At 33.5% G+C, this 15938-nt stretch carries 8 protein-coding genes; 3 read left to right on the forward strand and 5 right to left on the reverse strand.

The features are described 5' to 3' along the window. Positions 1–19 precede the first annotated feature (19 nt). Positions 20–3445 (forward strand): bifunctional aspartate kinase/homoserine dehydrogenase I, encoded by a 3426-nt coding sequence (thrA, locus tag Q4Q39_RS08350; protein WP_303281953.1) that lies wholly within the window; start codon positions 20–22, stop codon positions 3443–3445. 158 nt (positions 3446–3603) lie between these two features. Then, positions 3604–4779, forward strand: coding sequence for a trans-sulfuration enzyme family protein (locus Q4Q39_RS08355; protein ID WP_303281954.1), 1176 nt, complete (start codon positions 3604–3606; stop codon positions 4777–4779). 80 nt (positions 4780–4859) lie between these two features. Here the strand turns inward: Q4Q39_RS08355 and Q4Q39_RS08360 are convergent, their stop codons facing one another. From Q4Q39_RS08360 to Q4Q39_RS08380, 5 genes are all read right to left on the reverse strand, one after another. Next, positions 4860–5378 (reverse strand): DUF5004 domain-containing protein, encoded by a 519-nt coding sequence (locus tag Q4Q39_RS08360; protein ID WP_303281955.1) that lies wholly within the window; start codon positions 5376–5378, stop codon positions 4860–4862. 481 nt (positions 5379–5859) lie between these two features. Further along, positions 5860–6237, reverse strand: a complete 378-nt coding sequence (locus tag Q4Q39_RS08365) for a hypothetical protein (RefSeq protein WP_303281956.1) — start codon at positions 6235–6237, stop codon at positions 5860–5862. A gap of 408 nt (positions 6238–6645) precedes the next feature. Next, positions 6646–11091, reverse strand: coding sequence for a DUF6443 domain-containing protein (locus tag Q4Q39_RS08370; RefSeq protein WP_303281957.1), 4446 nt, complete (start codon positions 11089–11091; stop codon positions 6646–6648). An 11-nt stretch (positions 11092–11102) separates the two neighbouring features. Continuing rightward, positions 11103–11537: a hypothetical protein gene (locus Q4Q39_RS08375; protein WP_303281958.1), complete on the reverse strand. Its 435-nt coding sequence runs from the start codon at positions 11535–11537 to the stop codon at positions 11103–11105. 47 nt (positions 11538–11584) lie between these two features. Then, positions 11585–15064 (reverse strand): RHS repeat domain-containing protein, encoded by a 3480-nt coding sequence (locus Q4Q39_RS08380; protein WP_303281959.1) that lies wholly within the window; start codon positions 15062–15064, stop codon positions 11585–11587. 300 nt (positions 15065–15364) lie between these two features. Here Q4Q39_RS08380 and Q4Q39_RS08385 point away from each other — a divergent pair, with 300 nt between their 5' ends. After that, a complete protein-coding gene (locus Q4Q39_RS08385; RefSeq protein WP_303281960.1) occupies positions 15365–15778 on the forward strand; it encodes an RrF2 family transcriptional regulator in 414 nt (137 codons plus the stop codon). Positions 15779–15938 lie beyond the last annotated feature (160 nt).

The raw sequence follows: 15938 nt of genomic DNA on the forward strand, positions 1-15938 counted from the left end.
GGTTTTAAAATAATTATCAATGAAAGACGTACTGTCACATACCATAATTCCAAATTATACGACCGAAAGTGGTGTTTTAGTCTCAGAAATTAAACTGAGCTATCAGCTATTTGGTAAGAGCTTAGGCACAGCTCCAGTTGTTTTGGTAAATCATGCTTTGACCGGTAATAGTAATGTTGCTGGAGATGATGGTTGGTGGAAAGATTTAATCGGTAACGATAAAGTAATAGACACTAATTTATACACTGTTTTAGCATTTAATATTCCTGGAAATGGTTTTGATGGTTTTGTAATAGATAACTATAAAGATTTTATTGCCAGAGATATTGCAAAACTATTTTTAATAGGTCTTAAAGAATTAAAAATCGAGAGGCTGTTTGCCATTATAGGAGGCTCTTTAGGAGGTGGTATTGCATGGGAAATGGCTGTTATAAAACCAGATGTTACAGAGCATTTTATACCTGTTGCAACCGATTGGAAATCGACAGACTGGTTAATTGCTAATTGTCAGATTCAAGAGCAATTTTTATTAAATTCAAAAAGCCCTGTGCATGATGCCAGAATGCATGCTATGTTATGTTATCGTACTCCAGAATCATTCAAAGAACGCTTTCACCGTTCTAAAAATGAAGATTTAGAGATTTTTAATGTAGAAAGCTGGTTACTGCATCATGGTAAAAAACTACAAGAACGGTTTCAATTGTCAGCTTATAAATTGATGAATCAATTGTTAAGAACAATTGATGTTACTAAAAATAGAGCGGACGATTTTAATACTGAATCAAGTTCAGCAGAGGTTGTTTTAGAACGTATCGATGCTAATATTCATATTGTGGGCGTAGATTCCGATTTGTTTTTTACAGCAGAAGAAAACAGGCAAACCCATAAGCAACTGGCATTAACACATCCCAATGTAACATACAATGAGATACATTCAGTACATGGCCATGACGCTTTTTTAATGGAATACGAACAATTAGAAAAAATTATAGAGGGCATTTTTGTGCCAGATTCTAAAAAAAGAAAAATGAAAGTATTAAAATTTGGAGGAAAATCTTTAGCAAACGGAGATGGTTTGGATAAAGTTCTTTCCATTATTGAAAACAAAGTCAACAATGGCGAGCGAATTTCCGTTGTAGTTTCGGCAAGAGGACAAGCAACGGATGAATTAGAGAATATTTTAAATAAAGCTTTAAAAGGAGTACCTTTTCAAGATGAATTGGACGCTTTTAAAGCGTACCAAAAAGAACCATTAAAAACCATAGATTTTTCTGAACAGTTTTCAATTCTTGATAAACTTTTTGAAGGCGTTAGTCTGTTGCGTGATTGTAGCCAAAAAACGAAAGATGAAATTTTAGCTCAAGGAGAACTATTGTCTATTAAATTACTTTCAGAATTACTTAATCAACGCGGCATTAAAGCAAAAGCTACAGATTCAAGACAGTTAATTAAAACGGATGACGCCTTTGGAAATGCACAGCCTATTTCGCAATTAACGAAAGATAATGTTAGACATTATTTTAAACAAAATAATGGAGATACTGTTAACATAGTGACAGGGTTTATTGCTTCTAATGCAAAAAATGAAACGACTACCTTAGGCAGAAATGGAAGTAATTATACAGCTGCTTTATTAGCCAATTATTTGGATGCAGAAGAGTTGCAAAATTATACACATGTAAATGGTATTTATACAGCAAATCCTGATTTGGTAGCCGATGCTCAGAAAATTAGAGAATTATCGTTTAGTGAAGCGAATGAATTAGCTAATTTCGGGACAAATGTTTTACATGCTAAAACCATTATTCCTTTAGTAGAAAAGAATATCAATCTTCGTATTCTAAATACGTTTAATTCAGATGATGAAGGTACTTTAATAACAGCAAAACCAAGCTCTAAAGAAGTTACATCCTTATCAGTTTTAGATAATGTGGCTCTGTTAAATTTAGAAGGACGTGGTCTATTAGGTAAGATTGGGGTGGATGCTAGAATTTTTAAAGCATTAAGTATTCATGATATTAGTGTGAGCATTATTTCTCAAGGCTCTTCAGAAAGAGGTATTGGATTAATTATAAATGCAGAACAAGCAACTCAGGCGGTTATTGCTCTAGAACGTGAATTTGAAAACGATTTTTATGCACAGGATGTCAATAAAATTGAAATTGTAGATGATGTGTCCGTAATATCCATTATAGGGATTGAATTAAGTTCGTTTCATAAACCATTTAATGCATTGATTAAAAACCAGATTACACCTTTACTGTTTAATAATACGGTAACAGGTAGGAATGTAAGTTTGGTGGTTAAAAAGGATCAATTGCATAAAGCCATGAACGTGATCCATGGTGAGGTTTTCGGTATCTCAAAAAAGATAAATATCGCCATTTTTGGCCATGGTTTAGTTGGAGGCGCTTTAATTAATCAAATTCTAAAGTCTAAAAACGATATAGAAAAAAGAAAAGGTATTAACCTGAATGTGTTTGCGATTGCTAATTCAAGAAAACTCCTTTTAAATAAAAATGGTGTCGAAAATAATTGGCAAGAAGCTATACAATCAACATCACAAGAAAGTTCCATTCAAGATATTATTACTTTTGCGAAAACACACCATTTAGAAAATTTAATTGCAGTAGATAATACAGCGAGTTCAAATTTTCATGCAAACTATATACCGTTAGTTGAAGCTGGTTTCGATTTAGTATCCTCTAATAAAATAGCGAATACGATCTCGCATGCCTTTTATACAGAATTGCGTTCGCAATTAAATGAGCATAATAAGCAGTATTTGTATGAAACTACGGTTGGTGCAGGGTTGCCCTTAATTGATACGATTAAATTGTTGCATGAATCGGGAGAAAATATTACTAGAATACGCGGTGTTTTTTCGGGAACATTAAGCTATTTATTTAATAACTTTTCAGTTGAAGACAAACCATTTAGTGTGATTGTTCAAGAAACTATAGATAAAGGTTTTACAGAGCCTGATCCAAGAGAAGATTTTTCTGGAAATGATGTTGCCAGAAAGCTATTAATATTGGCCAGAGAACTAGATTTGCAAAATGAATTTGAAGATGTGGCCGTTCAGAATTTAATTCCAGAAGCCTATCAAAATATTTCTGTTCAGGAATTTTTAAAACAGTTGGATGTTTTAGATGAAGAATTTCAAAAAATAAAAGATGAACAGAAAGAAGGGCATGTATTAAGATATGTGGGTGATTTATTTGGCGATTTATCTCAAGATAAAGGGAATTTGGAAGTAAAATTAGTATCTATTCCAGAGGATAGTACACTGGGGCATGTAAAAGGATCGGATGCTATTTTTGAAATTTTTACAGAATCTTATGGTGAACAACCCATTGTTATTCAAGGTGCAGGAGCAGGTGCAGAAGTAACAGCCAGAGGTGTTTTTGGGGATATTTTGAGATTATCTAAACATATAAATTAAATAATCTTGTCATTCCGAACGAAGCATGAGGAGGAATCTCATCATTATAGGATTTCTTGTCGTTCATTCTTCACGCTTTCGAAATGACAACTGGTCAGTAAATAGATTGTTAGTGTAAAAAACTGAATAGGTTTTATACTGAGTTAAAGAAAAATAAAATGAGCAAAGAAAAAAAACAATTTGAAACAGAAGCCATTCGTACGCAATTAGAACGTACCGAATTTTTGGAACATACAAGTCCACTATATTTAACATCAAGTTTTGTATTTGAAGATGCCGAAGATATGCGTGCTTCTTTTACAGAAGAAAAGGAACGTAATATATACAGCCGTTTTACAAATCCTAATACATCTGAGTTTGTAGATAAAGTTTGTAAAATGGAAGGTGCTGAAAGTGGTTATGCCTTTGCAACTGGAATGGCTGCCATATTTTCAACCTTTGCAGCGTTGTTGGATAGTGGTGATCATATTGTATCAGCTCGCTCTGTTTTTGGTTCTACACATACACTATTTACAAAATATTTACCTAAGTGGAATATTGAAACGACTTATTTCGACATCAATAAACCAGAGACTATTGAAAGCTGTATCACATCAAAAACAAAGATTCTATATGCTGAGTCACCGACAAACCCAGCGATCGATATTATTGATTTAGAATTGTTAGGTAACATTGCTAAAAAACACAATCTAATTTTAATTATAGATAACTGTTTTGCGACTCCTTATATTCAGCAGCCTATAAAATATGGTGCGCATTTGGTAGTGCATTCGGCGACAAAACTTATGGATGGTCAAGGACGTGTTTTAGGAGGCGTTACAGTAGGTGATGCCGATTTAGTTAGAGAGATTTATTTGTTTGCTAGAAACACTGGGCCAGCCTTGTCTCCATTTAATGCATGGACTTTGTCTAAAAGCCTTGAAACGCTTCCTGTAAGAGTCGATAAGCATTGTGAAAACGCCTTAAAAGTGGCTGAGTTTTTAGAAAATCATCCAAAAGTAAATTGGGTGAAATATCCATTTTTAAAATCACACCCGCAATACGAAGTAGCCAAAAAACAAATGAAACTAGGAGGCAATATTGTTGCTTTTGAAGTTAAAAGTGGTATTGAAGGAGGTCGTAAGTTTTTAAATGCTATAAAAATGTGTTCATTATCTGCGAATTTAGGAGATACAAGGACTATTGTAACACATCCAGCATCTACAACACATAGTAAACTATCAGAAGCAGATAGGCTAGAAGTAAGTATTACTGATGGTTTGGTAAGAGTATCAGTTGGCTTAGAACATGTGGATGATATTATACAAGATCTAGAGCAGGCGTTGCAAGAATAAAATATTTTGATATTTCAACTTTAGAAGCGTTGAAATATCAAAATATTAAATAAGCTTTTAGAGATAAAAAGAAGAATGTTCTAATTAGTTACCTTATTATAAGTAAAGGTAATTTTACTACTAATACGATTTCCTTTTACATCAGTAATATTGAAGTTATCTTCTATTAAGAATGAATTACCATCCGTATTAATCTCAATAGTAATTTCTCGCGTACTACAAAAACTTACCAAGGTTAATAAGGTATTATTTGTTAATTTCCAGGTGCCAGTAGATGTCTGTTTGTTACTACAATTTGAAGCCGTTACTCCCTGTTCAAATGTGTAGCTTCTATCATTATTGAAATTATAGAAGGCATCTTTTTCACATGCTCCGTATTGTTCAAATAAATTGGTACTTGGGTTATCTTCGCTGTCATCTGTTAAATCTATTTCCTTATCTGAAACAATTTCAGCTAAAACCCACTTGTGGGCAAATGCAGTTTCATTATTACTTAGTTCTCCAGTTAGGTCTTGAGCGCAATTTGAATCGTCATCATTACAACCAACAATTAAAAGTGCAATTGCCATAAGAATAGGTACTAGGGCATTAGTTTTCATATTTAATAAACTTTAACATTATAGTATAATAGATGCAAAGCATAGGAAATAGTTGCGTGACATGTTAGATTATTTTGAAATAATTTTTATATAATGTCTTTAAGGTAATGGTTTTTACCATCAAAGAATATACCTTTTAAAGCTTCCATAGCTTCCTAATCTGCCATGCCTAGACGTCTGTATTTAAGACTGTTTCTTTGTTACGTTTTTCAGCTCTAACTCAAAATTTGCGTGGATCATCACCTTGGAACGTCACATCATCTTTTTGAGATTGATATAAGAATTATCATATAAAAAGTTCTATCATTGTAAACCAATAATAGGACTAAATTATAGTTGTAAATCTATTTTAGGATTAAGTATAAATTTGTAAACTTTTTTTAGGAAGAGATTCACGGATTTAAGTTACAAGTCCGCGCTATCGGGGTTATTTTATTTCTTACTCTCACCTCCACTAAACACAGTTTAGCGGGAGCGGGGGTCAATTTTTACAAAAACTTCCTTTTTTAAGGCTTAAATCTTTAAAGTTCTTCACGTAAGATTGATAGGAGATACAGCCATCTCCAATAATATCTAAAAGCTCAATTACAACACCTCCATCTTTATTAACCATTTTCATTTCATCAGTTAGCTCCATTTTATCCTCATCAAATTTCTGAATAAAACTACATTCGCTAATCCATTCAATAGAATAATAAATTTTATTCCCCAATTGGTCTGTCTCAATTTGAGTATTTTCAGTCCTTTCATATTTTGAATAAACTTCAGTGTCCAATTTTATAATAAAATTACCTTTCTGAAAATCTTGACATGTAGATTTTTGATTACACCCAAATAAACTTGACAAAAGTATTGACATGAAAAAGAATCTTAAAACCATTTAATATTATTTTTAATAGAATACAACATTAATATCACAATAATTGTAGAACTTATTATATATGCAAAATAAATAAATTTATATGTATTTCTATTATTTCTAATAGCAGTATTATAATCATTTTCTATTTTTTTTAGATTAGCTGATTTAAAATAAAAATAGTTTACAGCTAAAAGTAGAGTAATAATTATAAAACCCAAAATAGGCGTCTTATCAAATAAAAGGTCTCTTTTATTGGTCAAATGAAAGAAAAAGAGTCCCTGTAAAAAAATTAAATTTAATACTTGCAATCCTACTATTGCGCATACAGAGGAAAATAAGGGGTCAATCTCTTTTCCTTTTTTAAAATAAGAATATAAAAACCAAAAAAAACTCTTATAAATCATTTTACCATCTTGAATCATTATGAATAGCATTAAAATACCAACTACTTTCTACTATTGATTTTCCAATTCCCGTACCCAAAGACCAAGCCGCTACGTTAATATTTTTACTACCTATTCCTGCTGCATCTACTCCTCCAATATAGGATGCTCCCAACCCTGTCAAAGTACCATTTGCATATTCTCCTGCTGTATTGTATAAACCATATACTCCAAATAACTTACCTGCACTACCTACATATTTGCCATATTTTTGAGATAATTTTCCAATATATTTATCTCTACCTCCTGTCGAACCGTTTCCAGTGACAGACCAATCATAGAATTTGTTCACTTTTGTTGAAAACCACCAATTTCCAGGGTTATATAATAATTTTTGTGCATATCTCCCTGCAAAGAAACCCAGTTTAACACCAGGGAATGAACCTCCATTTTCATACCAACTACGTTCTCTAAAATACTTATATGAATAAAAAAGGCTATTATATGAAGAAGATTTTTCATTCCACGGATTTGAACCATAATTTTCATGCTGATTTCTTATATTATCTACTTGTCTAGCACTGAATCCATTTGAATTGCCATTACTATCACCAACTATTACTTCTGTATCTAATAATATACTACCATTACTTAGTCTTCCGCCTGAGCCTCTAAATTCTTCAGAAATAAAAGTATCTATCTGTGCTATTGAAGCTTCTTCTCCATTATTCATTTCTTCAAATCCTAACATACTTACGAATCTTTCAATATCTTTAGCATCGTCTGTATACCAATTCCCATCTTTAATTTCCCATAATCCAGTAGGGTCACTAAACAATATTGGATTATTAAAACCAAAACGATAAGGAGTCCAGTTTTGAGCCATTTCAGCAGCTGGGTCAATTACCATAAACCTTCCGATAGCAGGGTCGTATTGTCTAAATGTCATTTCATTAACATTTAGTCCTAATGCTTCTTCAAATTCCTGTCCATTATACCTTTCATATTTATGATTGGTTAACGGTACATTATTGTACCCTTTATGTTTTAAACCAAATGGGTAGTAGTTGTTCTCCTCCAGTATTTCAGAGGTTTCAGCAACTCCATTATTGTTACTATCCTTATAACTTAAGCGTACATTCCCTAAATGGTCCTTATATTGGTATACATAGCTATAGTTGCTACCATTAACATCCACATACCCTTCCGCATGGTTAAAGAATTTTAAGAGATCGCCCGCACCAGAATCTTTATATACATAATTACCGGCATACTTCGTTTTTGTCACAGAACTTCCCTCGGTCACTACTTTTTCAAGTTTTGTACCAGAGGCATCGTAAATATAAGAAATCGTACCCAAATTACCATTACCATTTATCGAAACACTGGTAGGTAGGTTCAGATGGTTATAAATAATATTGGTAATACCCTTGTTTTTGTCCCATCTCATATTGCCGTTCTTGTCATAATTATAATCAGCCACTCCAGATACATTATAGTCCTTGAACCCATAGGTGTTTATTGCACTGGCCATATCGCTCACCCTTGAGAGTTGGTTGCTGTCGTCCTTGTACTTATAAAAGAGCTTGTCCAACTTTACGTTATCTGTAAAGGTAGCGTTAGGCGCATTTCGTATGAGTTCCTGAATGTTACCATTCTTATCGTAAACCACGTCCTTTAAACTAAAGAACTGGTTCTCCTCCCCAAGCCATTTACCGGCCTTATAAGTGGCATCCGTAATCCGGTTCAGGGCATCATATCTATACCCGTAGCCTCGTTTCTTATTATCATTGGCCGTTTTCCAGATAGTCTCACTGATATTGCCGTTGTATAGAGGCTCTGTATCTAACTTAAGATGTCCTCCGCTATAGGTCACCGTATTATAGTTTATCTTAAATGCGAAAAGATCCTTGCCCAACCAGTCCGTATCATTTATCTGTTTGAGCCACCCCCTGATGTTATATGTATAATCAATATTCTGTAGTCTCTTGGGAGCAGTCTTTTTACCTCCCACACCCTTAGAGAGCAACTGCCCCAACTCATCATAAGTATTCTTTACGATAACCTCTTCACCAGCCACATTGTTGATAATCTGCGATTGTTTGGTTAGACGCCCCATATGGTCATAGATAAAATTATCCTTGGTTTTTACTGTCGTGCCATTTTTGGCATGTTCTGTTTCAGAGAAGATCACTTGTCCTGTAAAATCATATTTGTTTTCCGTCTTGTCTGTCGTAGCCAGATATTCGTTATGGCTATATATATGGATAGGCCTGGCCTTTTCATCATAGTAGCTTACCGTTGTAATCCAATCGTTGGTATTAGGGTCATCATCCAATACCTTGACCTTGCTACCTGTAGCCAATCCTTTTATCTTATCTGTAGGTGATACACTAAACACATATCCTGGATGGACTCCTCCACCTATATCAAAATCATAGTTGTCGTAATAGTTTACGGTAAGCACCTCCACATTAGTGGCATCGGTAGTAATCACATTATTGGTATAGTACACATCTCCCAATGTAGCATTGAGCTGCTCTTCTTTGGTCTCATGTACCGTAAAGCTGTCGTTGGCATCTTTCTGAAGCTGTTTCCTGTTCTTTGGGGAACTGTAAATACCTGTGTAAACGACTCTGCCAAAGACATCGTATTTTGTAAAAAGCCATTTGTCCTGAACCTTAAGGTTGCCATCTTGGGTAAAGATAGGCCTGTCCAGTTTGTCATAGACGATCTCCTCAGGGTCTTTGCCCGGGATGCGTTTTTTAATGAGCCTATTTCTATAATCATAGGTATACTGGTAGCCCAGTCCGTTCAGTTGTTGGTCGATAACGGTCAGGGGATTGGTGGTGGCGTTCATCTGTGGGGGGAGCACGTAGGTAAGGTTGCCGTAGTCATCGTAGATGTAATAGGTGTCATGGGGCTGTTCATTTACATTGGCATAGGTGCGCTTTAGTACTACCATACCCTGCTTGTCCTTAAACTCCTCGGTGGTATGGAGCTTACTAGTGCTCCCATCATGGTTCTCATCTTTTGTAATGGTCTTGTAAAGCTCGCCCTCCGAATAAAATTCGGTACTAGTGTTCAATGTAAGAACAGGATCGTAGAAGGTGCCCCCATTGGTGGTTACTGCTGTAAGGGCTACATCGAATTGTCTTACCTCTCCAGTTGTATTACTTTGATATTCAAACTCTATTTCATGCCCGTTACCTAGTTTCCAGTCTTCTCCAGGGGCTGCTTGTTTTAAGACTCTATTAAGTGGTGAGGCCTCAAACTGTTTTTGAGAGTATGGGTTTAATGTGTTCTCATATTTTACAGTGTTATAAAACCCCTCTGTATCTACTAAGGCATCTTGTTGATATTGTCCACAAGCATTTGTATTAGGTACATAAGGTAAATAGTCCTTGTCTTGCCTACCAAAACCATCATAGTCTATATGAGTAACAATATCCTGTTGACCACCACCAGAGCGCATACCTATTGATTGCATGGGTCTTCCTAAACCATCATAGTACGTTATACTTTCTATTTTCTGATCATCTGTAAGAGTAGACAGATCTGTCGTGGCTTCTCTTGGATTGATAACATGAATATAATTTTCGTTACTTGGCCCACATGTTGGTTGAGCATGAATTATTACGTCATTTGATGGATTTGAAGTGCATCCAGATGTATTATTAGTAACTGTGAAATTATAAGTGGTATTAGCAATTAGACCTGTTATGGTTGTACTTGAACCAGATCCAGAAATATTACCAGGGTTTATCGTCCAACTACCAACAGGTAAATCTGTTAATTCCAAACTTGCTGTTGCCACATCAATAGTAGGCTGATTTATGAAATTTATCGTAGGGGTTAAAGGAATTTCAGGTTGGGCATTAATGGTTATAGTGGTAGAAGGTGGTGAATTGAATCCTCCTGAGGTAGCCGTTATCGTATAGTTTCCTTCAGGTGCCCAAATATCAGATCCTGAAATACTAACATCTGTAGAAGGGCTAGCGGAATAAAAATATGAAGAATTATAATTAGTGATAGAAAAATGCCCTCTATACGAAGAACATGATGGTTGTGTCACAGAGCTAAGTGTTGGAGCTGCAATATTAACGGGAGTTACATCTACGTCTATCTCCGAAAATAGCCAATTCCCAAATGTATCGTAATACTCAACATATACAAAATAAAATACGTTTGGGTTATAATTATCCCATTTAATATCAACATAAGATACATCAGAAACATCACCTTGAATGGAACCGCTACTTTGCCCCCACCAAATCTCACCATTAAAATCTATTTGATTTAAAGGGTCTGTAAGTGTATAACGCCAAGTTTCCCCCTCATTTACTTCAGTTGGCCCAGAGATGTAAGTATCTTGTCCTAAATCTTGTCCTATTGCTAAACTACTTGTTAACAAGATTATAAAAAAGATATAACCCCTTATTCCTTTATTTAAAAATTGTAAATACATATTCTTAGTGTTTAGTTTTTTATATAATCCAACTCAGTTAGTATTGCTCTTGAATTTCCTGTAATAACTAACTTCAAAGTCATTGCTGTAGTAGAAAGTGATTTAATCTTAAATTTCATGGTTTTTCCCAATGAATTAGTTAAAATAATGGTATCGCTGGTTACTGTCCAGTTACCCATAACTTGTCTTCCATTAGGAGATACTTGCAAAAAGGTTCCATCATTATTAAAACTTAAAGTTCTATTTTTATAAGACTTCTCAAAACTTAGTTTTCTTGTCGTTTCCATATTGATGTAATGCTCCTTTGCTTTTGTTTTCATTTTGGCTAAGGAAGAATTATAATTAAAAGTCCATGTCCCCTCAAGTTGTTCTGTTATGTTCTGTGCTTGCATTGAAAAACTTAAAGTGATAAACAAAATCACTCTAACATAATGTATTGGTTTCATATTAATGAGATTAATGTGTTTTAGAAAAGATATAATTACTAGATCTTTTATTCATTCTTATAGTGGTATTCATTTTGTGACAAAATATTACCATCGGTATCTTTAACCTGTTTTAAACGGTTAAAGTTATCATACTCGTAATAGGTAGTATATCCCTTAGGGTCGGTGATACTGGTTACGCCTATTAAGGGATCGTAGGTGTAGGTTGATACCATAGCATTGGGAAATTCATCGCGTAACAGTTGTAATTTTGTCCTCAAAATGTTCTCTGAGTTATTGTCAACTTCATTACTTGTAGCTGTTACAGCATTATCAATCAATGTTTGTTGAGAGTCGGTAATGGTATAAGGTTTACTGACTTCAAATGTGGCGTTTTCGATCTTAGCTATAGGATATTCTTCATTATAGCCCCAAATGTAAACTATAGAAGTTCCGTCTGATTTTGCAATTTCTTTTATGTTACCATTGGAATAATAGCCTTTATAAGTAACACGGTCTTCCAAATTTTCAGTAGCTTTAGATGTTTGAACTAATTCTGGTAGCACTATATGCCCAGTTCCAAGATAATTTAAGCCCCAATCTTTGTATTGTGTAAATTGTGTTGAAAGTGCCGCATCGTTTAATGTGCTCTTTTGTTCTATAAGAGGTGATAAAATATGGTTGTCATTTAAATAATCAATAGCTGTACTTGTGCCTTCGGGAAAATCTAAAGGATACTTGCTCTCTGCCTTTAAAGTTTGACCTTGGCTATTAATTGTAAATACTTCTGTTGGAAATTTATGGTATTCATTATCATAGGTATAAGTTGTACTTGTTATTATTGGGTTTTCTCCATTAAGGTCGTAAATGATTTCTTCTGTATCTGTTAGATACCACCACTCTGAATAGATATCATAAAACGTCGATGGGGATCCTGCTAATGGCTTATTTGATCCTGGTTGTAGATAAGAATTAAACCCTTTGATTTGATTCATTATTTGAGAATCATAATTATTATTTTTTTCATACACCAATACACTATCAATGTTAAATGTTTTTTGCATTAACAACTTCCCATTACCTAAATGAGGTCTATAGGGGGTTCCAGGTACGTCTCCAGTGCCTGTATCTATCTCAGATTTATTTATATAATAATACCTAGTGGTACCATTATCTGTTTGAGCTATTGTGGAAAGTTGCTTTATAGATACTCTATCATAGCCTATAGGACTTCCTAAAGCAGAGTTGCCAAAAGGAGTTGTTGGCTCAGAATTAATAACTACTCCAGATTTATAGGGAATGGGATATCCTAGATTATATAAAGCATCATCAAGTATCGAATAAAGAATTCTCCCTTTTGGACAATCTTTGTAAGGCACAATATTAAATTTAAACATATGACTTTTAGGTTTCATTAAAACCCCAGATGACTCCTCTTGATCATTATAAGTATAATCATATATCTTTTCATTGATCATTTCTGCACCCTTATTAAAGTTTCTAATACTAGAAATTCTCAAACCAGATCCATATTTATTAAGTTTCACCTCAGAAAAATCAATATAATAAAGGCTTAATTCCAAATCTAGATAAAAATTATTACCGTTATCAACTTTAAGTTTATAATTTCCCGCAGGCAAATCTACTTTAGCAACCATAAAAGAAGTCTCTAATTCTTCTTTGGGGTTAAAACTAACAATAGGGAATTGTTGTCCATCAGCAAATGTTAATTTAGCTTCAATCTCATCATTGAATATCCCCCCAGAGGAATGTAACATATGATAATTATACTCCATATCGAATCGTAAATAAACTGTTGTGGTTTTATCAAGTGTAAAAGTACGCTCTTTAATAGCATCTGGATGGGAATTCTTATTTGGTGAGTTTGGGTCATTATAATCTTTAACGACTAAAGTTTCTTTAGAAAAATTAGTATATGGTTCAAAATATTCATTGGTTTGATAGGTGAATTCAGTTTTTCCACCTGTTGGATATTGTATTGATTTTAAAACACCCGCTTGATTTTTATCAATATTTGGAGCTTTTAATTTAACTTTTTGTATTTCTAATTGGGTGGGAGTAATTTGACCGATAGCTTCATTACTAATAATTAACCTGTTTCCAGAATCTGTATTCTCTACATTATGGAGAATGGAATGATAAGCATTTTCTAAGGTTAACTCTTTAGCATCAATTAGTCTGGTTGGACAATAATACCCCCATAAATCTATTTCTTCAGATGTTTTACTAGGTAATTTAGTAGTATCGTATTTAAAAATATATGGAGGGATATTAAAGTCATCAGCACTGCTAACATGTATCTGTTCTAATTTTAATCGTAAATCGTTAGCGGGGTTTACTGGACTAACAGTTTCGGAGCTAAAATAATTGTACTGTAAATTCACTTTCTTAATTAAGCTATTTGATAAATCAAAAACCTCTATTGATTTTAATCTTTGTGGTAAGGGATCATCATTATTTCTTGTTCTAACATCTAATCTATCCTCAGTGTTAAAAGAAATATATCCATTTTTAAAATTTATTTTACTTAAATATATAGCATCTGTTTCTTGTTGTGAAACATACGAAAATAAAGGGATGTATTGTTCTTCGGCAGGTTGTGTATAGTGAAACCATTTACGTCCAGAAGCTATCTGACTCAGAATATTTCCTTCTACGTAATTGTATTCAAAAGAAATAAAATCACCATTTGGAGTTTTAATTTCATCTAGATACCAAGCATTATCAATAGGTAAGAGATTTGTTTTTCCAAAAGGTATTATACCTCCTGCAAAATTGAGATTACTCCCCAAAGCTGAATAATAAAAATTATTTGTACTTTCTTTTGTTTGAAAAGTATATATCCACCCATTTTGATCCTTAACAGTCCATTTTTTATTATTCCTATTAAACTTAAATTCAATATTGTTATTTTCAATAGGTAGGGCAGTGTATTCCATTGGATAAGTTAAAACACCATTAATTTCTTCTTTAGGGTGTCTATCAAATATCATTTTGCCATTGTTTCCAAAAAAATTATAAAAAAAGTAATCTGGTTGTCCGTCAAAATGGCCTGCTACTAAGTTATCACCATAAACTTCGTGTGGAGTACCTAGGGAAAAACAAGTTTCTGTATTTTCAGGGGTGAAAATTTCATTATTTGCACCAAGAGGAAGATGTTCTGTTGAAATATTAATATATCCATTTGGGATTTCAAAATCATCCCTACTTCTTATTTGCCTAGTAATCATACCCCCTGCATTTAAAGCCCAACCTAAGCCTACCCAGCTAGCTTCTTGACCAACTTTAATACCGGAAGCATGGTAACTCAAAGAAATAGGCAACTCAATATCTCCTGACTTTATATTGTACAACGGTATGGAAATATTAGGGACTCCAGTATAGTTGCTTACGGGAATTTCTCCGTATTGAGCCAAAGAGGCCGCATTTGGCGAAGGAGGAATAATAGTAGGGAGTTCTTGAGCTTGTACTCTAATAGAATATAAAATGATTAAAGCAAATACGATCAACGAAGAAAGTCTTTTCATAAGGCTATGGATTGTTTAATTATAAAATAATAAGCCATAAAATTACTGAACACTCAAAGAATAAAAGTAAGATTTCACCTTACTTTTGGTAAGGTTTAGTGTTAAAATCTGGTAAGGTTTTATTTATTTAATCTTGCTTGAAATAAATTTTCATCTTAGTTGTAAGTAGTTTTTACAGCTAACTATAATTTGAAAGGAAATTGAATACCTTTGATAAATAGTTGATTTTTAAAATTTTATAACATTTTTTTGTTTTTTTGTAACATTTGCAACAAGCTATAAATTAAGTATATTAGCAGCATGCTATCCAAGAAGACTAAATACGGCTTAAAAGCACTAACCTATATAGCCAAAAATGAAGGAGATAATCCTGTCCAAATAAGTGAGATTTCTAAGAATGAAAATATCCCGCAGAAATTCTTGGAAAGCATTATGCTTACGCTTAGAAAATCTGGTTTTTTAGGCTCAAAAAAAGGAAAACACGGAGGGTATTATCTCATTAAAGAACCTGCTAATATTAAAATGGCAGATGTTATGCGTGTTTTAGAAGGTCCTATTGCTATGGTGCCTTGTGTAAGTTTGAATTTTTATGAAAAATGTGATGACTGTCCAGACGAGCATGACTGTAGTGTTCATAAACTTATGATTCAAGTACGCGATAATACTTTAAAGGTATTAAGGAATAATACCTTAGAAGATCTGTCTGGATCTTAAGCGTTGAAAATTTCATAAAATAAATCGATTTTCTCTTCAATTTAGGTTAATTAACCTGAAAATATTCCATTATTCTAAATAAGTTGTTAATATTTTTTGTCATGTAACAAAAAGTACTACTTTTGTAATTCCTATTAAATCGATAGGATTAATGTAATAC

It is taken from the genome of Flavivirga amylovorans, assembly GCF_030540875.1.
GTDB classification, from domain to species: domain Bacteria; phylum Bacteroidota; class Bacteroidia; order Flavobacteriales; family Flavobacteriaceae; genus Flavivirga; species Flavivirga amylovorans.